This window comes from Pantoea sp., from assembly GCF_028283705.1.
Taxonomy (GTDB): Bacteria; Pseudomonadota; Gammaproteobacteria; order Enterobacterales; family Enterobacteriaceae; genus Pantoea.
In genome coordinates this window covers 169,044-195,597 of record NZ_JAPWKD010000019.1, presented here as the reverse complement: position 1 = coordinate 195,597, position 26,554 = coordinate 169,044, and the positions used below count along the sequence as shown (strand labels likewise).

The 26,554-nt window shown below is 54.7% G+C and carries 28 protein-coding genes; 17 read left to right on the top strand and 11 right to left on the bottom strand.

Annotated features, from left to right (window positions below):
* The first annotated feature begins 93 nt into the window (after positions 1-93).
* From PW844_RS17050 to PW844_RS17010, 9 genes are all read left to right on the top strand, one after another.
* A complete protein-coding gene (locus PW844_RS17050) occupies positions 94-1,017 on the top strand; it encodes an N-carbamoyl-D-amino-acid hydrolase (RefSeq protein WP_299454223.1) in 924 nt (307 codons plus the stop codon).
* A 17-nt stretch (positions 1,018-1,034) separates the two neighbouring features.
* Positions 1,035-1,889, top strand: coding sequence for a D-amino-acid transaminase (locus PW844_RS17045; protein ID WP_299454220.1), 855 nt, complete (start codon positions 1,035-1,037; stop codon positions 1,887-1,889).
* Positions 1,890-1,983: 94 nt separating this feature from the next.
* Entirely contained in the window at positions 1,984-3,579 is a 1,596-nt protein-coding gene (locus PW844_RS17040) for an ABC transporter substrate-binding protein (protein WP_299454217.1), read from the top strand.
* Between the two features lie 33 nt (positions 3,580-3,612).
* Complete coding sequence (locus tag PW844_RS17035) at positions 3,613-4,554, top strand: ABC transporter permease (RefSeq protein ID WP_299454214.1); 942 nt, start codon at positions 3,613-3,615, stop codon at positions 4,552-4,554.
* A 15-nt stretch (positions 4,555-4,569) separates the two neighbouring features.
* Positions 4,570-5,445: an ABC transporter permease gene (locus PW844_RS17030; RefSeq protein WP_299454211.1), complete on the top strand. Its 876-nt coding sequence runs from the start codon at positions 4,570-4,572 to the stop codon at positions 5,443-5,445.
* On the top strand, positions 5,442-7,088 hold the full coding sequence (locus PW844_RS17025; protein WP_299454208.1) for an ABC transporter ATP-binding protein: 1,647 nt from the start codon (positions 5,442-5,444) through the stop codon (positions 7,086-7,088). Before PW844_RS17030 ends, PW844_RS17025 begins: the two co-directional genes overlap by 4 nt.
* The gene (locus PW844_RS17020) at positions 7,085-8,527 is read left to right on the top strand and encodes an amidohydrolase family protein (RefSeq protein ID WP_299454206.1); all 1,443 of its coding nucleotides are present in this window, start codon (positions 7,085-7,087) and stop codon (positions 8,525-8,527) included. The genes PW844_RS17025 and PW844_RS17020 overlap by 4 nt, the downstream gene beginning before the upstream one ends.
* 91 nt (positions 8,528-8,618) lie before the next feature.
* Positions 8,619-8,870: an antitoxin gene (locus tag PW844_RS17015; protein ID WP_299454204.1), complete on the top strand. Its 252-nt coding sequence runs from the start codon at positions 8,619-8,621 to the stop codon at positions 8,868-8,870.
* Positions 8,867-9,154 (top strand): type II toxin-antitoxin system RelE/ParE family toxin, encoded by a 288-nt coding sequence (locus PW844_RS17010; protein WP_299454201.1) that lies wholly within the window; start codon positions 8,867-8,869, stop codon positions 9,152-9,154. Before PW844_RS17015 ends, PW844_RS17010 begins: the two co-directional genes overlap by 4 nt.
* 32 nt (positions 9,155-9,186) lie before the next feature.
* Here the strand turns inward: PW844_RS17010 and PW844_RS17005 are convergent, their stop codons facing one another.
* The 3 genes from PW844_RS17005 to PW844_RS16995 form a co-directional block, all read right to left on the bottom strand.
* The gene (locus PW844_RS17005; protein ID WP_299454199.1) at positions 9,187-10,140 is read right to left on the bottom strand and encodes an aliphatic sulfonate ABC transporter substrate-binding protein; all 954 of its coding nucleotides are present in this window, start codon (positions 10,138-10,140) and stop codon (positions 9,187-9,189) included.
* 137 nt (positions 10,141-10,277) lie between these two features.
* Complete coding sequence (locus tag PW844_RS17000) at positions 10,278-10,835, bottom strand: sigma-70 family RNA polymerase sigma factor (protein ID WP_299454609.1); 558 nt, start codon at positions 10,833-10,835, stop codon at positions 10,278-10,280.
* Between the two features lie 5 nt (positions 10,836-10,840).
* On the bottom strand, positions 10,841-11,293 hold the full coding sequence (locus tag PW844_RS16995) for a hypothetical protein (RefSeq protein ID WP_299454197.1): 453 nt from the start codon (positions 11,291-11,293) through the stop codon (positions 10,841-10,843).
* Between the two features lie 268 nt (positions 11,294-11,561).
* Between PW844_RS16995 and PW844_RS16990 the strand changes: the two genes are divergently transcribed.
* Together PW844_RS16990 and PW844_RS16985 are read left to right on the top strand one after the other, a co-directional pair.
* Entirely contained in the window at positions 11,562-11,771 is a 210-nt protein-coding gene (locus PW844_RS16990; protein WP_013508023.1) for a YdgH/BhsA/McbA-like domain containing protein, read from the top strand.
* Between the two features lie 138 nt (positions 11,772-11,909).
* Positions 11,910-12,125 carry a YdgH/BhsA/McbA-like domain containing protein gene (locus tag PW844_RS16985; protein ID WP_084878987.1) on the top strand — a complete coding sequence of 72 codons (216 nt, stop codon included), beginning with the start codon at positions 11,910-11,912 and terminating at the stop codon, positions 12,123-12,125.
* Between the two features lie 101 nt (positions 12,126-12,226).
* Here PW844_RS16985 and PW844_RS16980 read toward each other — a convergent pair whose 3' ends face one another.
* The 3 genes from PW844_RS16980 to gcvA form a co-directional block, all read right to left on the bottom strand.
* The gene (locus PW844_RS16980) at positions 12,227-12,409 is read right to left on the bottom strand and encodes a hypothetical protein (protein WP_299454194.1); all 183 of its coding nucleotides are present in this window, start codon (positions 12,407-12,409) and stop codon (positions 12,227-12,229) included.
* Between the two features lie 47 nt (positions 12,410-12,456).
* Positions 12,457-13,347 (bottom strand): oxidoreductase, encoded by an 891-nt coding sequence (locus tag PW844_RS16975; protein WP_299454192.1) that lies wholly within the window; start codon positions 13,345-13,347, stop codon positions 12,457-12,459.
* 123 nt (positions 13,348-13,470) lie between these two features.
* Entirely contained in the window at positions 13,471-14,376 is a 906-nt protein-coding gene (gene gcvA / locus PW844_RS16970) for a transcriptional regulator GcvA (protein ID WP_299454189.1), read from the bottom strand.
* 343 nt (positions 14,377-14,719) lie between these two features.
* On the opposite strand from gcvA, the gene PW844_RS16965 reads away from it, so the two are divergent.
* Both PW844_RS16965 and PW844_RS16960 read left to right on the top strand, forming a co-directional pair.
* On the top strand, positions 14,720-15,121 hold the full coding sequence (locus PW844_RS16965) for an SRPBCC domain-containing protein (protein ID WP_299454187.1): 402 nt from the start codon (positions 14,720-14,722) through the stop codon (positions 15,119-15,121).
* 129 nt (positions 15,122-15,250) lie between these two features.
* Positions 15,251-16,684 (top strand): UbiD family decarboxylase, encoded by a 1,434-nt coding sequence (locus PW844_RS16960; RefSeq protein WP_299454607.1) that lies wholly within the window; start codon positions 15,251-15,253, stop codon positions 16,682-16,684.
* On the opposite strand, the gene PW844_RS16955 is transcribed toward PW844_RS16960, so the two are convergent.
* From PW844_RS16955 to PW844_RS16945, 3 genes are all read right to left on the bottom strand, one after another.
* Positions 16,681-17,037 carry a DUF488 domain-containing protein gene (locus tag PW844_RS16955; protein ID WP_299454185.1) on the bottom strand — a complete coding sequence of 119 codons (357 nt, stop codon included), beginning with the start codon at positions 17,035-17,037 and terminating at the stop codon, positions 16,681-16,683. The genes PW844_RS16960 and PW844_RS16955 overlap by 4 nt on opposite strands.
* Positions 17,038-17,039: 2 nt before the next feature.
* A complete protein-coding gene (locus PW844_RS16950; protein WP_299454182.1) occupies positions 17,040-17,636 on the bottom strand; it encodes a flavodoxin in 597 nt (198 codons plus the stop codon).
* A gap of 239 nt (positions 17,637-17,875) precedes the next feature.
* Positions 17,876-19,150 (bottom strand): OprD family outer membrane porin, encoded by a 1,275-nt coding sequence (locus PW844_RS16945; RefSeq protein ID WP_299454180.1) that lies wholly within the window; start codon positions 19,148-19,150, stop codon positions 17,876-17,878.
* Between the two features lie 424 nt (positions 19,151-19,574).
* Here PW844_RS16945 and PW844_RS16940 point away from each other — a divergent pair, with 424 nt between their 5' ends.
* From PW844_RS16940 to PW844_RS16930, 3 genes are read left to right on the top strand one after another with little or no spacing between them, the layout of a single operon-like run.
* Complete coding sequence (locus PW844_RS16940; RefSeq protein ID WP_299454177.1) at positions 19,575-20,033, top strand: (2Fe-2S)-binding protein; 459 nt, start codon at positions 19,575-19,577, stop codon at positions 20,031-20,033.
* Positions 20,030-22,288 carry a xanthine dehydrogenase family protein molybdopterin-binding subunit gene (locus tag PW844_RS16935; protein ID WP_299454175.1) on the top strand — a complete coding sequence of 753 codons (2,259 nt, stop codon included), beginning with the start codon at positions 20,030-20,032 and terminating at the stop codon, positions 22,286-22,288. Before PW844_RS16940 ends, PW844_RS16935 begins: the two co-directional genes overlap by 4 nt.
* Before the next feature lie 28 nt (positions 22,289-22,316).
* Complete coding sequence (locus tag PW844_RS16930; RefSeq protein WP_299454172.1) at positions 22,317-23,663, top strand: cytochrome c; 1,347 nt, start codon at positions 22,317-22,319, stop codon at positions 23,661-23,663.
* Between the two features lie 54 nt (positions 23,664-23,717).
* Here PW844_RS16930 and PW844_RS16925 read toward each other — a convergent pair whose 3' ends face one another.
* On the bottom strand, positions 23,718-24,611 hold the full coding sequence (locus PW844_RS16925) for a LysR family transcriptional regulator (protein ID WP_299454169.1): 894 nt from the start codon (positions 24,609-24,611) through the stop codon (positions 23,718-23,720).
* A 201-nt stretch (positions 24,612-24,812) separates the two neighbouring features.
* On the opposite strand from PW844_RS16925, the gene pptA reads away from it, so the two are divergent.
* The gene (gene pptA, locus PW844_RS16920; RefSeq protein ID WP_084879355.1) at positions 24,813-25,043 is read left to right on the top strand and encodes a tautomerase PptA; all 231 of its coding nucleotides are present in this window, start codon (positions 24,813-24,815) and stop codon (positions 25,041-25,043) included.
* Between the two features lie 43 nt (positions 25,044-25,086).
* Here the strand turns inward: pptA and PW844_RS16915 are convergent, their stop codons facing one another.
* Positions 25,087-26,442 carry an MFS transporter gene (locus tag PW844_RS16915; protein WP_299454163.1) on the bottom strand — a complete coding sequence of 452 codons (1,356 nt, stop codon included), beginning with the start codon at positions 26,440-26,442 and terminating at the stop codon, positions 25,087-25,089.
* Positions 26,443-26,554 lie beyond the last annotated feature (112 nt).

Here is a 26,554-nt window from a genome sequence, read left to right as displayed (position 1 = left end):
TAAGTAAGGCCCACATTTTGGTATACGACAGAGCGCTCTGAACCTCACACAATGGCCCTACGACACTGTGTCGGTCTTGTTGAGGAAAAGTGCGTGCGTGAAATTGTAATTGGCGGAGCTCAGTTGGGAGCAATTCAAAAAAGCGACTCAAGAGAAAGTGTGGTCCAGCGCATGCTGGCATTACTGGAGCAGGCGTGGCAGCAGGGGTGCGAGCTGGTGGTGTTTCCTGAGCTGGCGCTGACGACGTTTTTCCCACGCTGGTATATGGAAGACCAGCATGAAGTCGATAGCTGGTTTGAACGCGAAATGCCGAATGATGTGACGCGCCCGCTGTTTGATTTCTCCCGCGAGCATGGTATTGCCATCACCTTTGGTTACGCCGAACTGACCCCGGAAGGGCGTCACTTTAACACCTCCATCATGACCGATCGGCAGGGCAATATTGTCGGCAAATACCGCAAGGTGCACCTGCCGGGGCATGTTGAGTACGATCCACATCGTGATTTCCAGCATCTGGAAAAACGTTATTTCGAGCCGGGCGATCTGGGCTTCCCGACCTGGGAAAACCAGGGCGCGATCATGGGCATGTGTATCTGCAACGATCGCCGCTGGCCGGAAACCTATCGCGTCATGGGGTTGCAGGGCGTGGAACTGGTCACGCTGGGCTACAACACCCCTTCCGTGAATTCCCTTGAGCGCGACGAAGGCGAAACCAAACGGCTGTTCCACTCCGAACTCTGTATGCAGGCAGGTGCTTACCAGAATGCAACATGGGTGGTTGGCGTGGCGAAGGCCGGCGTGGAGGATGGCTTCCCGTTGATGGGCGGCAGCATCATCGTGGATCCAAACGGCTTTGTCATGGCGCGCGCCAGCGGGCAGGGTGATGAGTTGATCTCCCACCGCTGCGACATGGATCTGTGCCAGTTCGGCAAAACCACCATCTTTGATTTTGCCCGTCATCGTCGCATCGAACATTACGGCATCATCACACGCCAGACCGGCGTGGAACGCCCCTAACCCGGAGAAATTGAGTCATGCGCACCGTCTATCTGAATGGTGAGTTTATTGCGGAAAATGAAGCGAAAATCTCGGTCTTTGATCGGGGGTTCACCTTCGCCGATGCCATCTATGAGGTGACTGCGGTATTGCAGGGCAGGTTGGTGGATTTCGAACAGCACCTCAAGCGCCTGCGCCGTTCGCTGGGCGAGCTGGCGCTGTCGTTACCGGTTGATAACGATCAGTTGCTGGCGATCCATCGGGAACTGGTCACCCGCAACGATTTGCACGAAGGTCTGATTTACCTGCAGGTAAGCCGTGGCGTCGAAGACCGTAACTTCTCGTTTCCCGCAGCAGGTACGCCACCGACACTGGTGCTCTATACCCAGGCCAAAGATATCCTTGGTAGCCCACTGGCGAAACGCGGGATGAACATTATCAGCCTGCCGGATTTGCGCTGGGGGCGTTGCGATATCAAGACCACGCAACTGTTGTATGCCTGCCTGGCGAAAGAGCAGGCGCGGCTGCGTGGCGCTGACGATGCCTGGCTGGTAAAGGATGGCCTGATTACCGAAGGCACCTCCAACAATGCCTTTATCATCACCCACGCCGGTGCCGTCGTCACCCGTGAGCTTTCTCAGCTGTTGTTGCCGGGTATCACCCGCAGTGCGCTGATTGCCCTGATTAACGAACATGGCCTGCGTCTGGAAGAGCGCGGCTTCACTATCGATGAAGTCAGGGAGGCCGCAGAAGCTTTCATTACTTCCTCCACCTCCTTTGTTTACCCGGTCGTCAACGTCGATGGCCAGCCGGTTGGCGCGGGTCAGCCGGGTCCCCTGACTCAGCGTTTACGCCAGCTTTATATCGAGCATGCCTTAGCAGCAGCACTCTGACGGCAGCAGGACGCTTACGTCCTGCGTTGTCCCCTTACATTGCACACACCGCATTTCCCGACACCAGGGTTTGCCTTTTACTGGAGTGTTAAGAGTGAAACTATTTCCGTCCCGTACTTTGATCGCTTGTCTGTTATCGGTTGGCCTGAGCGCCGCCATTGCCGCGCCATCGGTGATGGCGGCAGAGAAAACCCTGCATGTTGTGATGTCATCTTCCTTACGGGTACTGGATCCGATCGCCACCACGGCGCAAATCACCCGTAACCATGGCTACATGATTTACGACACCCTGATCGGCATGGACGATAAACAGACGCCGCAGCCACAAATGGCGGACTGGAAAATTTCACCCGATGGCCTGACTTACACCTTCACCCTGCGTGACGGCCTGTTATGGCATGACGGCAAACCGGTGACCGCCACCGATTGTGTTGCCTCGCTGAAACGCTGGGCGCGTTACGATGTCGGCGGGCAATTGATGATGAAGTATGTCGCTAGCCTCACCGCCACCGATGATAAAACCATCACCCTCAAGCTGGCGAAACCCTTCGGCTATGTGCTGCAACTGCTGGCGAAGCCCTCGTCAGTCGCGGCATTTATGATGCCGGAGAGGGTAGCGAACACCCCGGATGGCAAGATGATCACCGATTACACCGGTTCCGGGCCGTTTAAATTTGTCGCCAGCGAATTTGATCCGGGTAACCGCGTGGTTTATGAAAAATTCAAAGGCTACGTGCCACGCAAAGAGCCGGCCAGCGGCACTGCGGGTGGCAAAGTGGTGAAGGTGGACCGGGTCGAATGGATCAACATGCCTGATCGGATGACGGCGATTAATGCCTTAACCTCCGGTGATATCGATTTTATTGAACAGCTGCCGATCGACCTGCTGCCGATGGTGCAGGCCGATCCGAATCTGAAGTACGGCACCTTGAGCAAGCTCGGTTCCATGACCGGTGGGCGTATGAACTTCCTCTATCCACCGTTTAACAATCCTGATATCCGTCGCGCGGCATTGCTGGCCATGAACCAGAAAGATGTGCTCGATGCGCTGGTGGGCAATCCGCAGTACTACAAACTTTGTGCCTCGGTGTTCGGTTGCGGTACGGCACTGGAAAGCCAGGCGGGCGGCGAATCGCTGCTGAACGGCGGCAATATCGAGGAAGCGAAAGCGCTGCTGAAGAAAGCCGGTTACGACGGCACACCCGTGGTGATCATGCAGCCAACCGATGTGCCAAGCCAGGCCTCACAACCGGTGGTGGCGGCCCAGGCGTTGCGTAAGGTGGGCTTTAAGGTCGATTTACAGCCGATGGACTGGCAGACGCTGGTGTCGCGTCGCGCCAACCCGAACCCACCGGCCCAGGGCGGCTGGAATATGTTCTTTACCTACTGGAATGCCGAAACCATCTGGAACCCGGTGGTGAACCCAATGCTGGACGGTGGCGGACGTAACGGTGCCTGGTTCGGCTGGCCGACCGATCCGCAGATGAACCAGCTCAAAGTGGATTTTGCCACCGCCACCGATGCGGCCAAGCAGAAAGAAATTGCGGTCGAGATCCAGAAGCATGCGATGGACGAAGTCAGCTACATCCCGCTGGGGCAATTTTATGATGTCGCTGCGTGGAGCAACCATATCAGCCACTTAATGACCGGACCTTCCACCGTGTTCTGGAACGTCGAGAAAGACGATTAATTGCTGACTTAAACACAACCTTCGGAGGCTCCTGTGGCTGGTTATTTTATTCGCCGCGTACTGGCGGCAATCCCGGTGATGCTGGTGGTCGCGCTGTTTGTTTTTCTGTTGTTGCGCCTGTCGCCGGGCGATCCGGCGGCAATTATTGCTGGTGATATGGCGACACCTCAGCAGCTGGCGGCGATTCGCGCCAATCTGGGTCTGGACCAGCCGCTATATCAGCAATTTTTCGTCTGGATCGGACAGCTGTTGCATGGCGACTTCAGCACGTCACTGATGGCACATACCCCGGTACTGACCATGATTGGTCAGCGACTGGAGCCGACACTGAGTCTGGCGCTGGTGGCGATTATCTTCACCATCCTGATTTCCGTGCCGCTCGGCGTGCTGGCGGCGTGGAAACACGGCAGCTGGATCGACAACCTGGTGATGTCGGCATCGGTGCTGGGCTTCTCGATTCCGGTGTTTGTGATTGGTTATCTGCTGGCAACCCTGTTCGCCATTGAACTGAGATGGTTGCCGGTGCAGGGATTTACCAGCATCACCAAAGGGGTGTGGCCGTTTGCCGAGCGCATCATTTTACCGGCTCTGACGTTGTCATCGGTGTATATCGCGCTGGTGGCACGCATGACTCGCGCCAGCGTGCTGGAGGTGCTGGGTGAAGACTATATCCGTACCGCCCGCGCTAAAGGGTTAGCGGAAATCCATGTGCTGTTTCGTCACGCGCTGCGTAATTCGATGATCCCGATCCTGACGGTGATCGGCACCGGCTTTGCGCTGATGATCTCCGGCGTGGTGGTCACCGAAAGCGTGTTTAACATTCCCGGTCTGGGCCGATTGATTGTTGATGCGGTGCTGGCACGCGATTACCCGGTGATTCAGGGCATGATCCTGCTGACCAGTGGGGTCTACGTCATCATCAATCTGTTGATTGACCTGTCGTATGCGCTGAGCGATCCGCGTATTCGTTACTGAGGGTAAGGCATGAGCATGATTAAACCTGTTTCAGTGGTGCTGCCAGCGCCCCGACGTCGTTGGTTAACGCTGCCGCGCATCCCGCTGTTATCGGTGATTGCGCTGGTCACGTTGACGCTGATTGTCGGCATGGCGATCTTTGCCCCGTGGATTGCCAGCCATGATCCCGAGGCGCTGTCACCCGCGTTTCGTCTCAAACCACCCAGCGCGGAGTTTTGGCTGGGGACCGATGCCTATGGTCGTGACCTGTTTGCACGCGTGGTGTATGGCGCACGCATTTCGTTAATGGTCGGGCTGGGCGTCACGCTAATGAGCGTGTTGATTGGCCTGCCGCTCGGGTTGCTGGCCGGGTATTTTCGCAGCCTCGACGCGATAGTCATGCGGGTGATGGATGGCCTGATGGCGATCCCCGGCATCCTGCTGGCCATTGCCATCGTTTCACTGAGCAGCGCGGGCATCTGGACGGTGATGGTGGCGATTATGGTGCCGGAGATCCCGCAAGTGGTGCGCCTGGTGCGTTCCAGGGTGCTATCGGCGCGTGAAGAACCCTATGTAGAAGCGGCGATCCTGACGGGCACCTCCACCTTCCGGGTGCTCACCCGGCATTTGATGCCGAATACCCTGGCTCCGCTGATTGTGCAAAGTACCTATATCTGCGCATCGGCGATTCTCACGGAAGCGATTCTGTCCTTCCTCGGCGCGGGTATCGGCACGGAAATTCCCACCTGGGGCAACATCATTTCCGAGGGCCGCCTTTATTTCCAGCTGAAACCCTCGCTGGTGCTATGGCCGGGGCTGCTGCTTTCGCTGTGCATTCTGTCGATTAACCTGCTGGGCGATGTGGTGAGCGATGCCCTCGACCCGCGACTGAAAAAAAGGGGCGATAAATGACGGAACAACATTATGAGGTGCTGCATGTCGATCGCCTGTCAGTAAGCACCGCACAAGGTGTGCCGATCCTGCAGGATATCTCTTTCCGTATCCACGCCGGAGAGACGCTGTGTCTGGTGGGGGAAAGCGGTTCGGGTAAATCGGTCACCTCACTGGCGACTCTTGGTTTGCTGCCAAAAGGCGCGCTGAAGGTCACCGGTGGCCGCATCCTGCTCGATGGCGAAGATGTGTTGCAGGTGAGCAATAGCCGCCAGAAAGCATTGCGTGGCAGCCATATGGCGATGATTTTTCAGGAGCCGATGACGGCACTCAATCCGGTGCTGACGGTGGGACGCCAGATCGACGAAGTATTGCAGACGCATACCGGGCTCGGCGCGGCGGAACGCCATGCTCGCGTAATGGATGCCTTATCGCAGGTGCATCTGCCGGATATCACCCGTATCTATGGTGCGTATCCGCACCAGCTGAGCGGCGGCCAGCGTCAGCGCATTATGATCGCGATGGCGCTGGTGCTGGAGCCCCGGTTACTGATCGCCGATGAGCCGACCACCGCGCTGGATGTCACCACGCAGCAGCAAATCCTCAAACTGATCCGTGAATTGCAGCAAAAGCACGGTACAGCGGTATTGTTTATCACTCACGATATGGGCGTGGTGGTGGATATTGCGGACCGCGTCTGCGTGATGCGCAAAGGCAATATCGTTGAATCCGGTGGATTAGAACAGGTGCTGTCACAACCCCGCGAGGATTACACCAAAGCGTTGCTGGCGGCGGTACCTGGCCTGGCGCCACGACCGGCACGCAAAGCCATCAGTCCGCAGGTGGTGCTGGATGTGGTGGAGCTGGGCAAAATCTATCGGGCGAAAGGGGGGCTGCTGAGTTGGTTTGGCAAACGGCGCGCGGGAACACGCGCATTGGATGATGTCACCTTCAGCCTCAAGAGAGGGCGCACGCTGGGTATTGTCGGCGAAAGCGGGTCCGGTAAATCCACCATGGCACGCTGCGTAATGCGCTTGCTGACGCCGGATGAAGGGGCGATTCGCATCACCGGCAACGATATTTCCGAGCTGTCTCCCGCGGGTCTCAAACCACATCGTAAACGCATTCAGATGATTTTTCAGGATCCGAACCGTTCGCTCAATCCGCGCATCAGTATCGGAAAAAGTCTGGTGGAAGGGCCGATGAATCACGGCGTCTCTTTCGCCGAGGCCTGGGCGCGTGGACAAGAACTGCTGGAACTGGTCGGGTTGCCTGCTGACGCTATCGAGCGTTTTCCCCATCAGTTTTCCGGTGGGCAGCGGCAGCGTATCGCTATCGCCCGTGCGCTGGCGATGGAGCCGGATGTGATTGTGGCGGATGAAGCGGTATCAGCGCTCGATGTTTCAGTGCAGGCGCAGGTGTTGCAACTGCTTGATGACATCCAGCGTCGTCTCGGGGTGGCGATTTTATTTATTACCCATGATTTACGTGTCGCCGCTCAACTATGTGATGACGTGCTGGTGATGCAGCACGGCAAGGTGATCGAATACGGTGCAGCAGCTGATGTGCTGGGTGCGCCACAACATCCTTATACCCAACAACTGATGGGGGCGGTGCCTGGTAAAGGCTGGGATTTTGCCGCAGGCCGGAGGATCGGAGCATGACTTTTGATTTGCTGTTTCGTGCCGTCACGGTGGTGGATGGCAGCGGTGCTGAACCCTATATGGCGGATGTGGCCGTTGCGGGCGAACGGATTGTCGCTATCGGTGATCTCAGAGGAGAGGCGGCGCAGCGCGTGATTGAAGGCAATGGGCGCTGTCTGATGCCGGGGTTTATTGACGTCCACACCCACGATGATACCAATGTGATTCATCAGCCGGAGATGCTTGCCAAGATTTCCCAGGGGGTGACCACGGTGATTGTCGGGAACTGTGGCATCAGCGCGTCGCCAGTGGTTTTACCGGATGCGCCGCCCGATCCGATGAACCTGTTAGGGAAAAAAGACGCCTTTGTCTATCCCACTTTTCAGCATTATGTCGCGGCGGTGGAAGATGCCGGTCCGAGTGTGAACGTGGCGGCGTTGATTGGTCATACCGCGCTGCGAGCCAACGTGATGACGCAATTTGATCGTCCGGCCACCCGCAGCGAACTCGAACAGATGTGCGGGACGTTGCAGGACGCGCTTGATGCGGGGGCCATCGGTCTGAGTTCCGGCCTGGCCTATACCAATGCCCGCCAGGCACCGATGTCGGAAATGCAGCCGCTGGTGGATATCGTTGGTGCCTCGGGAGCAATTTACACCACGCATATGCGTAATGAACACGATGGTTTGCTGGACTCGCTGGAGGAATCATTTACCACAGCGCGGCAGGCCGGGGCAGAGCTGGTTATCTCGCATCTGAAATGTGCCGGAGCCGGTAACTGGGGTCGGGCACCGCTGGCACTGGCGGCGCTGGAAAAAGCCGCTAGCGAACAATCCTGTAACTGTGATTGCTACCCTTACAATTGCAGCTCCACCACGCTCGATGCCTGGCGTGTTGATGGCAAGATGGAAATTTATATCACCTGGTCGGAACCTCATCCGGAGATGGCAAAAAAGACCTTGCAGGAGATCGCTGAACTTTGGGGTGTTGATCAGTGGCAGGCCACCGAGCGCCTGCGTCCGGCCGGGGCGATCTACCATATGATGAGTGAGGACGATGTGCGTCAGGTGCTGGCCCATCCGTTGTCGATGGTAGGCTCCGATGGCTTACCTTCCGATCCCAATCCTCACCCACGTCTGTGGGGCACTTTTCCGCGCGTGCTGGCCCATTACTGCCGTGATCTCAAATTGTTCGACCTGGCAGAAGCGGTGCGTAAGATGACCGGCCTGTCTGCCACACGCTTTCGCCTGCGCGATCGTGGCAGGGTCCGTGAGGGGGCATTCGCCGATTTAACCCTGGTGGATATGACTCGCATTGAAGATGTTGCCACCTATCGCGATCCCTGCCGCCAGGCCCCGGGCATAGATCTGGTGGTGGTCAACGGGGTGGTGAGTTATGAGGACGGAAAAGTGCAGGGCCGGAATGGGCGGTTGTTAAAACGTGAGACAAAGAACGCGTAACCCAGAAAGGCTTGCAGGCTGTAATAAGACTTGTTAAGTGGTCTTTTCAGTTTTACTATAAAGACCGGTTAAACAGTCCTTAAGGTGCATTATGCCAAACATCATTTTGAGTGACACGAGCGCCAGTGTCAGCGAGCTTAAGAAAAACCCTATGGCGACAGTGAGCGCCGGAGATGGATTTCCGGTAGCCATCCTTAACCGTAACCAACCCGCTTTTTATTGTGTTCCTGCTGAGTTGTACGAAAAAATACTGGATGCACTCGATGATCAGGAACTGGTTAAGCTAGTCAGTGAACGCAGCAACCAGAATCTGATTGATGTGGATCTGGATAGTTATTTATGAGTTATCGAGTCAAATTCAGGGAAGATGCGCTGAAAGAATGGCAGAAACTCGATAAAACCATTCAACAGCAGTTTGCCAAAAAACTAAAGAAGTGTGTTGAGCACCCACATATTCCTTCTGCAAAATTAAGGGGGATAAAGGATTGTTACAAGATAAAACTCCGTGCGTCCGGTTTCCGTCTCGTTTACCAGGTGATAGATGATGAATTAATCATCGCTGTGGTTGCCGTCGGTAAACGTGATCGGAGTGAAGTTTATAATCTGGCAAGTGAACGCCTGAGATAATCAGCATCGGCTCCCGCTGGGAGCCGATGTTATCAGTGCCACAAGGGTTGCCATGTCCCAACATCACTTGCATTAATGCGTTTGGGTAACAGCTTCGCATCGTAGAACGCATCGGCAATTTTCTGTTGTTCTGCCAGGTTACTGATGTGCACCGGTTCGATCTGATAGCTGCGCTGGGCATTTGCCTGTTCCACGGTGGAGACGGGCAGATTACCCCACAACGGCGACAGGATTTTCGCCGCCTCGGTGGGATTGGCTTTCAGCCAGGCGGATTCCTGTTGCAGCGCCTGATACACGGTATTCAGCACCTGAGCATGCGCTTTGGCATAAGGGGTGGACACCAGATAATAGCGCTGGTAGCTCGCCAGGCCGTCACCGCTGGTCAGCACGCGCGCGTGCTGTTCCACCTTCGCACTGGTGACGTAGGGTTCCCAGGTGACCCAGGCATCAACACTGCCATTCTCCAGCGCCGCACGACCGTCTGCCGGTGTCAGCCAGGCGGCCTTGACGTCATTAAATCCCAGTCCCGCCTGTTTCAGCGCCGCAATCAACAGATAATGGCTGCCCGCTGCTTTGGTGACGGCGATCCTTTTCCCTTTCAGGTCCTGCAACGTTTTAATCGCTGAGTTCGCCGGGACCAGGATCGCCTGTGCGTTGGGGGAAGGGGTTTCGCGTGCGTAGTAAGTCAGGTCCGCGCCTGCCGCCTGGGCAAATACCGGCACCGTGTCGGCGACATCGGCGGAAAGATCGACGTTGTTCAGATTGAGCGCTTCGAGCAATGGCAGGCCGCTGGAAAACTCGTGCCAGCTGACGTTAATGCCTTCGGCAGCAAGGGATTTGTCCAGGTCGCCGCGCTGCTTAATCAGCGTCAGTAACGTTGAGGATTTCTGGTAACCAATTCGCAGCGTTTCAGCCGCCTGGGTGGAAGCGGAGATGAGTGCTGTGAGCAGCAACGCGCTGACCAGCAGCGGTCGTAAAGTGGGCATGACCTTTCCTTTTGGCGTTTATTGTCATGCGATGGTAAAAGCCGGGCCGCTACACACCAACTGCCGTCTTTGCATAAGGTTTGCCGGATTTGAGATATCCTGCAACGGCGCAATAAATCGCGCCGTTACAAAATAAGCTAACCCGTAAGTTCATCATATAAATCACGCAGCCGGGTACGCAGATAAAGCACCGCTTTATGCTTACGAGATAACAATGTTTGCACGCTAACCCCTGATTCTTCTGCCAGCTCTTTATAGCTGTACCCCTGCAACTCGGTTTTATCGAATACTTCCCGCTGCGTGGGTGGCAGCTCCGCAAGGGCTTCGCCTAACTCTGCCCATATCATCGCTTTCAGGTATTCATCCTCGGGCGTGTGTGGCACACCGAAAAGCGTCTCCGCCAGCTCATCTTCCGCCGTATCGCCTGTATCATCAGCGCCAAAATAGGCAGACAGAGGCAGCTCGCTTTTTTTGCGCGATCGGTCGGTCATTTCATTGCGGGCGGCGCGAAACAGCCAGGCGACGGCATTCTCCACCGGCTGATCCACCGTCATCAGCCGCCAGGTAACTTCCTGCAGGATATCCTCGGCATCGTCACGTACCGGGATGCGACGGCTGATAAAGGACTTCAGCCGCGATCGGCAGGCACCGATCGCTGACATTAGCAGGGATTCCTTCGCCGTTGCGGATTTCATGGCTGTCACTCAGCTTCCGGCGTTTTAGGCGGCGTGTTTTCCGACGGTTTGCGGGTATCCGTATTATCCTCCCAGCGTCCACGCCAGCCACAGTGACCGCGAGCATCACGGCGTCCAAAACCTTCACGGCGTTGGCGCATAAACTCTTCACGTTGTTCGGGGGTCATTTGCATCCAGCGTTCGTGCATGCGGCGACGTTCGCGCACCATGCCAAACATGCCTGCATGGAAACCCAGGCCACCAAACAGGATGCGGCACAGGACTAACAACCCCAGCGCCTGCCAGAAGCCAATACTTTTCACCCCGATGATGGCGGGAAGTAACGCATTCCACAACGACATCACCAGCAAGCCAAGTACCACCACCAGCGCGACACCCAGCAACAACGGTTTAGCCATTCTGTGTCCACCCATGCCGCGACCACCAAACCGACGTCCACGCATATCAAAATCTCTCATCGTCTTTCCTCTCATCACATTAGCGGATTACTGCCTGTGTTGAGGTAGACGAATGAGCGAAAGAAATATTGCTAAAAAAAAGAAAAATTGTGGTGCACTGACTTTCTGATGATCTTTGTAGAGCAATTTACTGGCGCAATTCTTAATCAAATTTTTTGAATTTTTTCAGCAAATCCCTCAGCTTTTACTCGCCGGCCTACAGGTCTATTCTCTCTCACATCGGGGCACAACGCCCCACCCACTAAAAATTATCTCTGAGGAATTGACCATGAAATCTATCAAAACTTTCGTTGCAGTTGCGGCCCTGTCACTGGTTTCTTTCGGCAGCTTCGCACAGAGCATCACCGCTTCCGCTTCAACCCTGGATGGCGCAGAAGCCAAAATCGCCGCTCAGGCTAAACAGGCCGGTGCCTCTTACAAAATCACCGGTGCACGTGTGGATAACGGTGCTTACCTGTCAGCGGAACTGACTAAATAAACGGTTAACGCGGGAAGTAATGATTAGCCAGATCACAATGATCGCACTAATTATCAAGAAAGAAACAATAACTATGGTTATTATTATTTCCATCGAAGGCGCACAGCCTTCTAAACAGACAAATTAAGGATTAAGACCATGAAAACTATCAAAGCAATGTCCATCGCCGCTGTCGCTGCTCTTTCACTGATGTCATTTGGCAGCTTTGCTCAGAGCATCTCCGTAACCTCTTCAACTCTGGACGGTGCGGAAGCGAAAATCGCCGCTCAGGCAGCACAGCAGGGCGCGCAGTACAAAATTACCGAAGCGAACACCAATAACCGTGTTCACATGACCGCAGAACTGTACAAATAACGGATGGTCGTACAGGGAAGTGCCGGAAAAGGTCGCCGCAAGGCGGCCTTTTTCGTATGCGTGGCCCGTCCTGTGAGCGGGTAAGGCAAAGTAGAAAGTCGTTAAACCAGCCAGAACGTGATGGCAATGACGACAATTGCGAAAGTCGCCGTCGTACCCCAGGCGTAAGACGGCCAGAATGTCACTGACAGCATCCCGAATCCGAGAATGAGCAGCACCGGGATCAGGGTGCTGGCAAAATATCTCAGTTGCCTGCGCAGCCTGGTCATAAAGTCATTACTCAACTTATTCGACTCCTTTCCCTGGAAAACATCTTTGATCGTCCGGGAACTCAACCCGGTCCGTCGCTGCCTGCGGCCAGTAGCGCCACGATAATGTCGCTGATCGGTGTCGCGATGCCATGCGTTCGGCCAAGCCGTGACACCACGCCATTACGGATATCCCATTCCAGCGGGCGTCCGGCCTGGCGATCGGCGAGGATGGAGGTGCCTAAATCCGGCGGGGCACGATGGAAGCCATCGATAATCTCCTGCGGCACGTCATCACTCAGGATTGCCCCCTCGGCACGGGCAACCGACAGGCATTCACGTAAATAGGCTAATGCCACATCGGTGATATCGGCACGGGAGAACATACCGGCGCGGCGTCCTGACAGCACCATTAAACCGGCGACTGCGTTTTGCAGCAATTTACGCCAGGCAACCGAGGTGAAATCATCAGAGAGGGCGGCTTCACAGCGCGTGCCCTCCAGCGTTTGCTGCACCCGTCTTGCTGCGGGCGTATCAGGCAAGGTCAGCCGTGGTTTGGCTCGCAGCCAGACGGAAGCATCCGGCTCGCGCTGTGCCGGAAACCACACCACCGATGGCAGCACAGTCGCTCCCGCAACGGCATTCGCCAGCATCGCTTTCTGCTCCACACCGTTTTGCAACACGCAAACCACCGTGTTCTCGTTGCATAACGCAGCCAGCCACGGGGTAGTGGCTGCCAGCTGCGTCGTCTTCACGGCGACGAAAACCACGCTGAATGGATGGGTAATCGCTGCCGGATCGGTCAGTACCGGTCCCGGCACCACGATTTGGCCGCCATCAAAACGCACTTCCAGCTGTGGGTGAGCGGTACGTCCACACACCACCGGCGTACGTCCCACTTCATGCAGGGCGGCGACGATAGTGGTGCCAATCGCCCCTGGGCCGATAAGCGCAACCCCTGAATTTCCGGACATCATCAACTCCTCAAAACGACGAATAAGGTGAGTCATACCATCAGGCATACGCTGATGCTATGCAGCCCAGAGCCAGAATTAAAGCAAAGTCTTTTCATTATGGTATGAATAAAAACTCATGCTTCAGAGATACAGGTCCTGTGCCTTACGCGACTCTGCCAGCAGCCAGTTGCGGAAACTCACCACATGCGGCTGCGTTTCTAACCCTTTCGGGCAAACAAAATAGTAGGCGATAGGGGAGGGAAAGGGCGTATCGAATAAGCGGATTAGGCTACCCTCGCCAATCTCTTTTTCCACATGGCCACTGCGCGCCAGAGCGATGCCCTGGCCCAGCAGTGCAGCTTCAAGTGTCATATTGGTATCCGCCAGCCGGACGTTTTCCTTCAGTGCCGGAATGCTGACGCCAACCTGTTTAAACCAGCTCTCCCATTTGGGCACCAGATCAGCACCGTCACGTGTGAGCAGGGGATAACGTAATAATTCGGCGGGTTCCTGCGGGGTGCCAAAACGGCTGAGCAACGCCGGACTGGCTACCGGAAAGATTTGCTCCCGAAACATAAATTCGGAGTGCAGTGCGGGATAATTGCCGTTGCCGAAACGGATCGCCACGTACGAATCAGAACTGGAAAAATTGATCACTTTATCGCTGGATTCCAGCGTTACCAGGATTTCCGGGTGTTGTCTCGTCAGATCAGGTAAACGGGGTAACAGCCATTTCAGTGCGAAGGAGTAAGTGGTGTTCACCCTCAGCCGGAACCTGCCGTTTTGCTCGTGGAGATCGGCCAGGGTGGCATCCAGATTCATAAAGAATTCACGCACTATCGGGGCAAGGGCTGCGCCAGCTGGCGTCAGACTTAAGGTTTTTCCACGCTGAAAAAGCGGTAACCCCCAGATGTCTTCGAGATTTTTCAGTTGATGGCTGACGGCGCTTTGCGTGATATGTAATTCTTCTGCAGCCGAGGTGAAGGTTGAATGCCGGGTGGCGACTTCAAAGGCGCGTAAGGTCGCGGTTGGCGGCAGATGTTTCATAAAGCGGTGTCTCCCCGGCGTGCAAACCCTGGACGATAGCTATGAGTGAATGGTCATAGTATGGCATGTTCCGGTAACCGACAGGGAGTGCACCTTATTATTATTTTATTAAATTGTTATGTTGTTATAATACTCGCAGCATAAGAACAACCGGCTCATTTCTTATCCAGCCCGCCAATAAAAAAATCACTGAACGCCGCCACCTGCTGTGGCTGAAACCCGCCGATAACTGCTATACCCGCCGGTGTCTGGCTGGCGGGTACAGGTCCAAATCGGATCAACGTCGTTCAGCAACTGTTCCTATACTTCTGATTCATCCCATTATCCCCCAGGGAGGATCACGATGATCACGCTTCACCATGCGATTAAAATTTCTGCCAGCCGCCATGCGGTGTATGCCTCACTTACCGACATCAACCACATGGCAGCATGGCATGCCGGGAAGGTTGAGGGAGAGATTGCACCCGGCAAAGTGCTGACGCTGCGTCCCAAACCCGAAACCTGCTTCAGCTGGCGAACCGATCAACTGGAGAGCGATGCGTTGATTGTTCAAACGTCACAGGAAGAAACCGATAGTCACGCCGGTAAAACCCTCACTTTTTCACTTTCCGATCTGGATGATGGCCGCACGCTGGTGGAATTGACGCACGGAGAATGGGCAGAGAGCGATCCACATTTGCCGTTCTGCAACACTTATTGGGGTGAAGTGCTTTTTCATCTGAAAACTTTCGCCGAACGCGCCTGAGGACAAGCCACCATGCCACAGAAAAAACCTGTCACTTATCACGTTGTCAAACCCGGTGAACCGCACCCACAGGGCTGGAAGGTGCCTCCGGTTAACGATTTGCGCTCAGCCATTGAGCTGCTAAAGACCATGCCAGGTCACTATATTGAAACTGATCGCGAAGTGGACCCAAACGCTGAACTGGCAGGGGTTTACCGTTATATCGGTGCTGGCGGGACAGTGATGCGCCCAACGCGCATCGGTCCGGCCATGACGTTCAATAAGATAAAAGGCTTTCCCGATGCGCGCGTACTGGTTGGTTTAATGGCGAGCCGCGAAAGGGTGAGCGCATTGCTGGGTGCTCCGGTACGTGAGCTGGGTATCCAGATGGCAGAAGCACGTAAGAATGTCACGCCGCCGGTGGTGGTGGAGCGGGAAAATGCCCCTTGCCAGGAAGTGGTGTATCGCGCCGGAGACGAAGGTTTCGACCTGCGTAAAATCCTGCCAGCTCCGACAAATACTACCGAAGATGCAGGCCCCTATTTTTGCCTCGGTCTGGTGCTGGGAAGTGACCCAGATGATCGCGGCAACGTTGATGTCACTATCCATCGTCTGTGCGTGCAGAGCGCAGATGAACTTTCCATCTTCTTTGCTCCGGGCCGCCATATTGATGCCTTCCGGCAGAAGGCGGAAGCCGCAGGCAAACCACTGGCCGTCTCCATCAATATGGGACTGGATCCGGCTATCTATATCGGTGCGGAATTTGAAGCGCCAACCACGCCATTTGGTTTTAATGAGTTATGCGTTGCGGGCGGCTTGCGGGGACGACCTGTAGAGCTGGTGGAATGCTTAACTATTAAGCAACGGGCAATTGCGCGTGCCGAGATTGTGATTGAAGGTGAGATCTTGCCCGAGGTGCGTGTCGCTGAAGATCAAAACAGCAAAACCGGCAAAGCGATGCCGGAGTTTCCTGGTTATACCGGTGATGCCAACCCTTCGCTGCCGGTGATAAAGGTCAAAGCGATCACTACCCGTACCCATCCTATCCTGCAAACGCTGGTGGGACCGGGTGAAGAACATGTCAGCCTGGCAGGGATCCCCACTGAAGCCAGTATCCATATTGAGTGTCAGGACGCGTTACCAGGATTGGTGAAAAATGTTTATGCCCACAGCGCAGGCGGCGGTAAGTTTCTGGCAGTGTTGCAGGTGGAGAAGAAGAATGCCGGTGATGATGGTATGACACGCCAGGCAGCACTGATTGCGCTGGCGGTGTATCGCGAGCTGAAGAATGTCATTCTGGTCGATGAGGATGTTGACCTGTTCGATACCGACGATGTGTTATGGGCGTTGCAGACCCGTTATGTCGGCGATCTCGATACCCTGTTTGTTCCCGGTATCGCCGGGCATGTGCTCGACCCGACGCAGCAACCTTTTTACGATCCGCGCGTTACGGCGAAGGGCACTACCACCAAAACGATTTTTGACTGCACGGTGCCATTCCATCTGAAAGAACACTTCATTCGTGCCCGGTTTAAACAGGTGGACGCGAGCCTGTGGGCACCTGAATTGTTTGGTAAAAGCTAAGCCGATGACTCCAGTGAACGCAGCCACTGTGCCAGCACTGCAGCATGGTTGTGCTGCGTATCTTTCGCCGCATATAACAGGGTGACGGTGCCGTTGTTACCCCGCTCAACCAGCTGGTGGCCTTCATCCTGATGTGCGAGCAATTCCCGCTGGTAGCTTTCACTGAACGATGTGAAATCAAGGGTTTCAGCGTGGAAGGCTTTACGCAATCCTGTTGAGGGAGCGAGGTTTTTACACCACTCGTCATAATGAAGATCGGTCTTTTTAATTCCGCGCGGCCAGAGTCTATCAACCAGTACCCGGTAGCCATCGTCATCACTGACAGGATCATAGACGCGTTTACATTGGATCACGGTTATTTTCTCCTCGCCTGGAATTCCAGCCAGCCCAGGGTTTTTTCCATCGTCTGGCGCTCCTGATCGGCCTGCATAATAAAAGGCGCTGAAATAGTCGCGCCTGCGGCGGATTTCGCCAGAATATCAAGACTATCCCCAATGCCGTACCCGCCATGGGTGATAAAAGGGATGATATTTATTCCAGATAAATCATGGCGAACTAAAAAGGAGCGCATGATAGAAGGCAGACTCATGCCCCAGATAGGATAACCAAGATAGACCGTTTTATATTTTTTCAGGTCGGCCAGATTATTCAGTAAGGGGGGATTAAAGCCGCTTTTTCTCTCGTTGCTCGCCTGCTCAACCATTTCCAGGTAATCAGCAGGATAGGGTTGCCGGGGGAGAATTTCATATTGGTCAGACTTAAGGGCGCGTTGAATAATACCGGCAATCACCCGCGTGTTGCCGCTGCGGGAATGCCAGGCCACCAGCGTATCTGACTGGCCGGTGAGGATCGAGCCAGAGATGGGCTGCGCCACGGCGTCCTGCGCCAGCAGGGAAACGCCGGTCAGGAAGGGAAACAATGCCCGGCGGCTGAGGTTAAATTCATCGTTCATACTGCCTCCGGCAGCAAGGTATTTATTCAGTTCAGGGCAACCTTAAAGCTTAACAGGCCCGGAAAAATACACCTTTTGCGGCATGATTGATGAGCAGGATTCATAGGGGTTATCAGGCTGTAGCGGAGCAAGTTATTGCGCGGGGTTTACCGGCACCGTACTCAGAATTGCGCGATGAATCGCGCCGCTACGGAATCGTGCGGTTATTATAATGGCAGCGATAAGCTGCCATTTTTTAATTAAAGGATAGAGAACGGATATTCAACAAATACGCGGACTTCATTACCGCCGACATTATAGTCTGAAGCATCAGACGAGACGCGCAATGAGGAGAAGCGCAGTTTCACTTTCAGGTCCTTCGCGACACCATCCGGCACTTTATACTGCAGCTGGTTGAAGAATTCGTGCTCGTGACCATTATCGGTCGCTGCGGTTTTGATATTGTCACCACGGACATAAGCAACGTCATAGCTCAGACCATTGATACCGACACCGCTCAGATCGATGGAGTAAGCCACCTGCCATGAACGCTCGTCTTCACCATTAAAATCAGACCAGTAAGAGTTCGCCAGCCAGATGGTGTTGCCGCCATCGCCTACGCCACCCTGATTACGGTATCCGCCATAATGGTAACCGGTGCTCCCGCTGCTTTGCTGATAAGCAACTTTGAAGGTATGGATATCGAAGGTATAGCTGGCAGCCAGGCTCCAGATGGTATTACTGCGGCCAGTGTCGAGCTGATCGGCATATTCCTGGCTCAGGCGTGAGTTATAACCGTTGAAATCCAGGCCAAAGGATTGATTAGCCGCAATTGGCGCTTTGTAGTTCAGACCGAGATATTGCTTGTTAATCACGTCTTCAACATTTGACGCGTAAAATGCACCACTCAGCTGATCGGTAAATTGATAACTGGCCCCGGCAAAGCTCAGGGATTTCAGGCCGGTATTATGGCTGTCGTCACTTTTCTGCTGTTCATCGGTGAAATAACCGGCTGAAACGTTTAATCCGGCAACTTCCTGCGAGTTGATCATGAAACCGGTATAGGTTTCATCCAGCAGGCGTGAATCATCGGCGGTCAGGATTGGCAGAACCGGGCGCTGTGTACCGTAGCTGAGCACGGTGTTGGAGAAGCGCATTTTTGCCGTGGCACCGAATTTAGCCAAATCTGACTTTGCCTTGCCATCGTTATCCTGGGCAAAGAAATCGATGCCGCCTGCGCCACTACGGCCACGGCCGCCATCCAGTCGAACCGCATACTGCGCCAGACCATCGACGCCAAATCCGACCGGTCCCTGAGTGAATCCAGAGGAGAAATTGGCGATGATGCCTTGTCCCCACTCGCGGCGAGTGCGAATGCCGTCGTCTTTATAATTCCTGTTGATGTACGCATTGCGTAACAACACATCCAGATGGCTATCGTCGAGGAAACCGTTGGAATCCTGCTGCGCCGCAGCGGCCATTCCCGAGAGACCCATTAATGATGCTACCAGTGAAAGTTTGAAGATCTTTTTCACGTTATGTCTGCCTTAAAAAATCAATATTATTCTGTTAATGCGAAAGACTGCGCGCGGGATATTACCATCGAATGCGTGACCGAAAGTGCCTCGTTTTTATCGATTTATGCGATTTTAACGGCATTAAATCCTTTCCTGGCGGGATGTAATGATGTGGAGAGTCTATAATTCGTACGTTCAAATGGCCGGAGACGTGGCGATATTAATTAAAATCACTCATAACTGATATCAGGCAATAACGCTACAAAGCTATTTTACTCATGGCTACAATCATTTCGTGCATTACGTAAATTAAATACCACCACCCGTACCCTCTGTATGTCCCACCTGTCATGACTGGCTGATATTAAACAGTCTGAATTTTTGCAGTGATGTTTGTCGCATCGTTTTCATAATAACAATTGAAGCAAACTACTGGAGAGCTATGGAACTTTTTATCAATAATCAGACGGTTCAGGTCGATGCAGACGCCGATACCCCGTTGCTCTGGGTCATTCGTGATGATCTGGCGATGACCGGGACGAAATATGGTTGCGGTCTTTCGCAATGTGGAGCCTGTTCAGTGATGGTTGACGGGCAACTGGTCCGTTCCTGTGTCACGCCGATAGATAAGCTGGCCGGTAAGCAGATTACTACCATCGAAGCGATAGAAAGCGACGAGGTTGGCAAGCGCGTGGTGGCCTCCTGGATAAAGCACCAGGTTCCGCAGTGCGGGTATTGTCAGTCAGGACAGGTGATTGCGGCGACGGCGTTGTTGAAACAGATTGCGCATCCTTCTGATGAAGAGATTGCGGCGGCGATGGTCAACCTGTGCCGCTGCGGCACGTATAACGCCATCAAAGCGGCCATCCATGAGGTTGCCGCACAGGAGGGTGAAGCATGAAATTCTCTGCGGACATCTTCACCGCCTCGTTGGCACAAATGACAGAGGGAGAGGCGACCAATCTCTCACGCAGACGTTTCCTCCTTGCCTCGGCCGGAACCGTGGCGGGGGCGTTTGTCTTGGGTTTTGGCCTGCCGCTCGGCGAGGCGCGGGCGCAGGATGCTAACGCGACCGTCGCTGCCGGGACGCGCGTACCCGCCTTCCTGGCAATTCGTCCCGACAACAGCATCCGTTTCCTTTCCCCATTTGTTGAAGGCGGGCAGGGTATCTTCACCGGCATGGCGCAAATCGTGGGGGAGGAGCTGGATGCTGACCCCTCGCTGTTCATTGTCGAAAATGCGCCAGCAGGTAACGATTACAAAGTGATGGAGGGCGGCAGACGCATCACCGGGGGCAGTATGTCGGTGCGCATGAGTTACGACACCATGCGCCGCCTCGGCGCACTGGCACGCCACATGTTACTCCAGGCCGCCGCCGCAGAACTCGCGGTGCCGCTAAGTTCGCTGATCACGGAACCGGGTAAAGTGATCGATCCGGCATCCGGCAAGTCCCTCTCCTATGGTGAGCTGGCCGCGCGTGCCATGGATCTGCCCGTACCTGCGTCAGACACGATTAAATTGAAAGACCCGGCACAATTTCGCTGGATTGGCAAACCCGTCCCACGTCTTGATATCCACGCAAAATCAACCGGCCAGGCAATCTATAGCATTGATTGTAAGGTGGAAGGCATGTTGCAGGCAGCGGTTCAGCATGCACCGCGCCTCGGTTTGTCGGTGGGGGAGATCCGTAACGAAGAACAGGTTTCAGGTATGAAAGGCGTTCATTCGGTGCATCGCTTACCGGGAGCCGTAGCGGTGGTCGCCGAGCGCTGGTGGCACGCTAAGCGAGCCGTTGAAGCCTTACAGGTCAGCTGGAATGAACCCGATGAATCGGCACGTGAGCGTTATATGCCAGCAGATTTCTCCTCAGACCAACATGCAGAGGCACTCGCGAATGAACCGGGTAAGGGTGACGATGCCGAGACTAAAGGCAATGTCAGCCAGGCATTAGCTAGCGCCCACAGCACGCTGCAAGCCACGTATCATTCGCAGTATCTGAACCATGCGCAATTAGAGCCACCCTCTGCCCTGGCGCGTTTTAACGCTGACGGCACCCTCGAACTGTGGCTGCCTAATCAGGCTCCGGAAATGTTCCAGGCTGACGCCGCAAAACGCACCGGGCTGCCGCCCGAAAAGATTTTCATCCATTCGCCGCTGTTAGGGGGCTTTTTCGGCAGACACTTTGTCTATGACACGGCGATGGTGTATCCCCAGGCAATTGAACTGGCGAAGGCGGTCGGGCGTCCTGTGAAAGTGATCTGGAGCCGTGAAGAGGAGTTTTTACGCGACACCCATCGCCCGATGGCTGCCGTCCGTTTTCAGGCCGGGCTTGATGAGGCGGGCTATCCGGTGGCGCTTGAGGTGGTCAGTATTACCGAAGGCCCTACCGAGGGCATTGTCGGTAAACGTGGTGCCAAACTGGATCCCAGCGCCGTCGAGGGATTGACCGGCAAAGCCTATGACATTCCGCATCGCCGTATTGCCCAGATTTACAAAAAAGGGCCGGTGATGCTGGGTTACTGGCGCTCGGTAGGCAACTCGATGAATGATTTTCTCTACGAAAGCTTCCTCGATGAGATCGCCGTTGCCGGAAAAAAAGATCCGTTTGAATTGCGCCTGCATCTTTTACAAGGCAATCAACGGCTGACTCATTTGCTCAATGCCGTAGTTGAACTCTCCGGTGGCTGGAAACCCGGTCCTTATGACGCTGCTGATGGCTCGAAACGTGCGCGGGGTATCGCGATGGCCTCTCCTTTTGGTACTCAGGCTGCCGCCATCGCTGAAGTGTCGATTGTGGATGGCAGGGTGAAAGTCCATGAAGTCTGGGAAGCGATTGATCCCGGCAGCATCATTAACCCGGCGATTGTGGAAGCGCAGGTGAACAGTGCTGTCGCGCTGGGATTATCCCAGGTGCTGCTGGAAGAAAGCGTCTATGAGCAGGGAAAACCCGTCGCCCGTAATTACGATATGTACCCGATTCTGCCGCCTTCAGGTATGGCCAACGTCCACGTCAGGATTGTAGCCAGTGGTGAAAAAATGGGAGGGATTGGCGAACCGCCACTTCCGGCTATTCCCCCGGCTGTCGCCAATGCGGTGTTCAGGCTCACCGGCCAGCGTGTTCGCAGCATGCCGCTATCACGCCACAACTTCGCGTAATCCTGAACTGAAGCCGGAGAATAACAATATGACCAAGCGCAGTATCAGTGTGGTGTTCGCTTTATTGATCGTTATCCTGGGCGTTGTGGCGTGGGTAATGCGTACCCCGACAGATAACATCGCAGTGAATGAGTCCCTGAATCCCCCGTCGGCTGAGTTGCTGAAACAGGGGGAATATGTTGCCCGATTAAGTGACTGTGTTGCCTGCCACAGTGTGCCAGATGGCGCGCCGTTTGCGGGCGGGTTAAAAATGGCGACACCGGTCGGCAATATTTATTCAACCAACATCACCCCGGATAAGGAAACGGGCATCGGTGAATATACCCTGACCGAATTTAGCCGAGCGGTACGGCATGGCGTTGCACGCGATGGGCATCGTCTCTACCCGGCGATGCCTTATCCTTCCTATGCCAAACTGAGTGATGAGGACGTTGCCGCGCTTTACGCCTGGTTCAAATACGCGGTTAAGCCGGTCAATCAACCCAATAAACCCAGTGATATTCCGTGGCCGTTAAATATGCGTTGGCCACTGGCCTTCTGGAATAGTGTGTTTACCGTTAATGGTCCCTGGCAGCCAAAGTCCGGCCAGGATGCGCAGTGGAATCGCGGCGCTTATCTGGTCGAGGGACCGGGTCACTGTGGCAGCTGCCATACGCCGCGTGGCCTGGCCTTTAATGAAAAAGGTCTCGATGCCGACAGCCCGCATTTTGTCGCCGGTGCAGCGCTGGATGGCTGGTATGCCCCGAGTCTGCGCGGGGACATCAATACCGGGCTGGCGCGCTGGAGTGAAGACGACCTGTATCAGTTCCTGAAAACCGGACGTAATCAGCATGGTGTGGTGTTTGGTTCGATGGCGGATGTGTTTAATAACTCGACGCAATACATGAGCGATGACGATCTTAAAGCTATCGCACATTATCTGAAGTCCTTACCTGCGGGCAGCAACAACCAACCTCAGGCATGGAAATATGATGGTGATTCGATCAACAAACTGAGCCTGCCGGCAAGACTCAGCACCCCAGGGGCACAGACCTTTATGGCCCGTTGCAGCAACTGTCATGGTGCTGATGGTCGTGGACAGGCACCGTGGATCCCGCCGCTGGCCGGGGCGACCTCCATGCTGGTGGATCAATCGTCGGCAATCAATGTGACGCTGAATGGCTCGGCACGCGTGGTGGCGAATGGCATGCCGGATGCTTATCGTATGCCGCCGTTCCGCAAACAGCTGTCCGATAAAGAAATGGCGGATGTGCTGAGTTTTATCCGCTCTTCCTGGGGGAATACCGGCGTGCCGGTGAGCGAAAAAGATGTGCATGATTTGCGTCAGCGCACCGATCCGGCCAGCAGTGATGTGATTATTTTGCAAATGCGCTAAGTACAGAGGATCGCTGTAGAGTGACCCCGTCTTGTAAGACGGGGTCACTCAATACTACCGTCGATAGCGCAGCGCATCCACCATCAGGGTAAAGGCGCGGGAGGGTGCCCGGCGGCTTGGATAGTAGAGATGGTAGCCATCCCAGTATGGACACCAGTCTTCCAGCACTCGCACCAGTTTTCCCTCGGCGATCAGCGGGGCTGCAAGATCTTCCGGTACATGCGCCAGGCCAAAACCACTCACCGATGCATCGAGTACATGGAAGATATTGTTGAAAACGGTCTGGCCCTCAACCCTGACGCGTAGCTCTTCCCCCTCTTTTTCAAACTCCCAGGCATATAAGCCGCCATGCGTCGGCAGGCGAAGATTAATACAGCGATGCGCTACCAGATCGCGTGGATGGAGCGGGGTGGGATAACGTTGAAAATAGTCAGGCGAACCCACCACGGCAAAACGGACATCGTCACTGATTCTTACCGAGATCATGCCCTGAGCAACGGTCTCTCCCAGCCTGATCCCGGCGTCAAAGCGGCCGGCAACAATATCGGTCAGCCCATAATCGGTGATCAGTTCTACCTGGATATCCGGATAGTCAGGCAGGAATTTTTCCAGTTTCGGCCAGACCAAATAGGTGATCGCATAATCAGTCGCGGTTACGCGCACCACGCCGGTCGGGTTATCCCGCAGGTCGAGTACCGCATCCAGCTCATTTTTGATTTCATCCAGCTTCGGACCGAGTGCCTGTAATAAACGTTCACCCGCTTCTGTGGGCGAGACGCGGCGGGTGGTACGAGTGAGAAGGCGCAACCCCAGTCTGGATTCCAGCGCCTTCATGGAATGACTGAGCGCCGACTGGGAAACGCCCAGTGTTGCCGCTGCGCGAGTAAAACTTTGCTCGCGGGCTACCGTGATGAAGGCCACCAGATCATTTAGGTTATCGCGCGACATTAATGAAATTCCTTCATCATTACATCCTGTTTTTACACCATAGTCAGAAGTTAACCTGTCAGATAAGGTTAAGAGTAGAGCGGTAAGACACAGACGAAGGGGGGGGTATGAACACAATCCGGGCGGGATTGGGTTCATTTTCCGGGGAACTCTCCGACAGGTAAAGTAAAATTCAGTACAAATCACCCGTAAGGATAAAAAATGCCACATGTAGATATTAAATGTTTGCCACGTAACCTGACGGAACAGCAGCTTGCAGCGTTGGCTGATGATATTACCGCTGCGCTGGTAAAACATCTGGGCACCACTGACGATGCGGTATCCGTTGCACTGAATGAAATTCCATCCGAAAAATGGAAGGGTGACGTTTATGACACCATCATCAAACCGCATTTAGCTGAGTTAATTAAAAAACCAGGTTACCAATACTAAGTTTATGCAGGCCGGAATCGCCTTCCGGCCTGTGTCATACCATTTATGCCGGTAAGCGGGTTCTGCTGATGGTTAACCAAATCAGCGTCATCAGCATGGCGGTTGCCGCCACCATTTTCAGGCCGCCAATCAGGTTTTCATCACCACTGGCACTGATCATCAGGCCGAACACCGCAACGCCCATCACCCCTCCCATCTGCCGTGCGCAGGAAAACAGGGCTGACGCCGATCCGGCTTCCTCATGTGTCGCCTGAGAAAAAATCAGGTTAGCCACACCGGGCATCGCCAGAGACGTTCCGGCACCCAGGAGCATCATCGGGGTAAACAGCTGATAGGTTCCCCAGTCCTGCTTAATCAATAACAGCAGGCCGAAACCGACAAAACTGACCAGGCTACCCACAGACGATAACCCGCGCAGACGAAACAATCGCCCCAATCTGCCACTGCTGAAATTCACCAGCGCGGTACACAGCATCATTGGCAGAAAAGCCAGGCCAGCCTGCAAAGCGGTGAGTTTCAGTTCACTCTGGAAAAAAATACTGAAAATGAACACGGCACCATAAAACACCATATTGCAAAGAAAACCGATTACCACTCCGCTGAGGATAAGCCTGTTGCCCAACACCGATGGCAGCAGAACCGGATCGGCCGACTTTTTCTCGCCACGAATAAATAGCGCCAGCGCGAGCAGTCCGGCCAGCAAAGACAATAAGGTGATACGGCTATCCCAGCCGAAGCGCCCGGATTCTGTCAGAGCAAAAGTCAGCAGCCCGAGCGCCAGAATAATCAGCGTCTGGCTGACAACCTTAATCTTCCGGTTAAAGCGTGGGCTGACCGGGGCAAAGCGCAGGGTAAAAAATACGCTTAGCAAACCAACTGGCACATTGATCAGGAAAATACTTTTCCAGCCCAGCAGTTTAATCAGAAAACCACCCGCGACCGGGCCCGCAGCCAGCGCAAAACTGCCTGACGCCGCCCACAGGGCGATCGCCCCGGCACGCGCCTTGCCATCAGCGAAATACTGACGCAGCAGCGTCAACGAACTGGGGACCAGCAGGGCAGCACCCACCCCCTGAATGCCGCGTGCGATATCCAGCCAGTAGATGCTGGGCGCAAAGGCACAGCTTAGCGATGCGCCGATAAAGATTAAAATGCCAGTGACAAAGATATTCCTGACACCAAAGCGATCGCCCAGCGTACCGGCACCCAGCAGCAGCGAGGCAAAAAGCAGGGAATAAGTATTAATTACCCATTCGAGGTCAGCGATCCCGGCATGGAAATTCTGCCGCAGGGTTTCCAGCCCGACGTTAACGATGCTGACATCAAGCTGGACCAGAACGAAACCCAGACACACCGCTGTGGTGAACAGCTTGTCCTGAGTGGTGTTTTTTATATGCATGTTTATTCCAAAGAGGTGCGGACCCACGGCAGTAGGTCGCTACCGTACTGATGAATGTATAAGTTGCAGGCGAAACCACAGAGCAGTTTGGTGTCTGAAGTGTATGTTACAG